This window comes from Pedobacter caeni (assembly GCF_900129215.1).
GTDB lineage: Bacteria > Bacteroidota > Bacteroidia > Sphingobacteriales > Sphingobacteriaceae > Pedobacter > Pedobacter caeni.
The window spans coordinates 1-1601 of sequence record NZ_FQUQ01000006.1 but is presented as its reverse complement, the minus strand read 5'-3'; the positions used below and the strand labels follow the sequence as shown (position 1 = coordinate 1601).

1 protein-coding gene is annotated in these 1601 nt (G+C 42.5%); it reads left to right on the top strand.

The window, feature by feature from the left end; translation table 11 throughout:
* Positions 1 to 1601 (top strand): DUF7507 domain-containing protein (locus BUC20_RS33990; protein ID WP_159441169.1); only part of this gene is annotated, 1601 nt, incomplete at both ends.

Here is a 1601-nt window from a genome sequence, read left to right as displayed (position 1 = left end):
AACCTTCCGGTTGGAACGACAAGTATCAAGAATACAGCGAGTATTGTAGATCCGATTGATCCGACTACACCGATTACCCCAGTAGTTGAGAAACCAACCGAAGGTAAGATCACTGCAGTTAAAACGATCATAGGTAACCCTGCTACGGTGAAACCCGGCGATGTTTTGACTTACAACATTACCCTGAGCAACAGTTTTGGTACGGCTAAGGCTGGTGTTACCGCCAGCGATAATGTACCAAATACATTGACAAGTATTTCTGCGATCTCTAATTCAGGAACCTTAACCGGCAACAAGATCGACTGGACAGGTTTAACTGTTCCAGCTAATGGTACCCTGATATTGAGCTTTAACGCGACTGTTGTTGCTAACCTTCCAGCTGGGACGACAAGCATTAAAAACGTAGCTTCAATCATTGACCCGATTGATCCAACGGTACCTGTTACACCGGAAGTTGAGAAACCAACTGAGGGTAAGATCACTGCAGTTAAAACGATCGTAGGTAACCCCGCTACAGTTAAACCGGGTGATGTTTTGACTTACAATATTACTTTAACCAATAGCTATGGTACCCTTAAAACTGGTGTTACTGCCAGTGATGATGTGCCCGCCACATTGACAAGTATTAATACGATTAGCAATGGTGGAACTTTAACTGGTAATAAAATAGACTGGGCAGGTTTAAGTGTTCCCGCCAATGGTACTCTGGTATTGAGCTTTAAAGCGATTGTCTCGGGAGATCTTCCTGTAGGAACGACTTCGATCAAAAACGTAGCTTCGATCATTGATCCGATTGATCCTACTGTACCAATAGTTCCTGAAATAACGGTACCCGTAAATGAAAGCCCTGCAATAAATTTGGTTAAAGCAGTAACGAATACAGGTACGGCAGTTGGTGGGGCCTTTAATGTGGGCGATAAAATTGAATATACATTCACCATTAAAAATACAGGTGATGTTACCTTGAACAATATCAATATTACTGATCCATTAATCAGTAATTCGATAATCAATATTCCAGGTAGTATTTTGCCTAACAATGAGATTAAGCATGTCGCTAATTACATCGTTACTCAAGCGGATGCTGATGCAGGAAATGTGACTAACAGTGCATTGGTAAAAGCCAGTAGTCCTGCAGGTAATATTGTAGAGGATAAATCGGGAACTACTACTGTTGGAGATGATCCAACCATTACTCCGATAGCACAAAACCCTTTATTGAGCTTAACCAAAACGGCAGTTGTTGGAGTACACAATAAAATAGGAGACATCATCAACTACAATTTGGTAGTTAAAAACACTGGAAATGTAACGGTTACCGCAATTGCAATTACCGATGCAAACGCTGATCCAGGCAGTATCAGTCCGGCATCAATTGCCAGCCTTGCACCAAATGCTACCGCAAACATTACGGCTAAACATACTGTAACCCAGGCTGATTTAGACAGGGGTTATGTAACCAATATTGCCAAAGCTGATGGTAAAGATCCAAAAGGTGGAAACGTGCATGCCGAGTCAACTGATCCGACACCAATTCCAGGTGCGCCGGTAGTTCCTGGTTGTACCGATTGTACGGTAACCCCAATTGATCAGACTTCTGC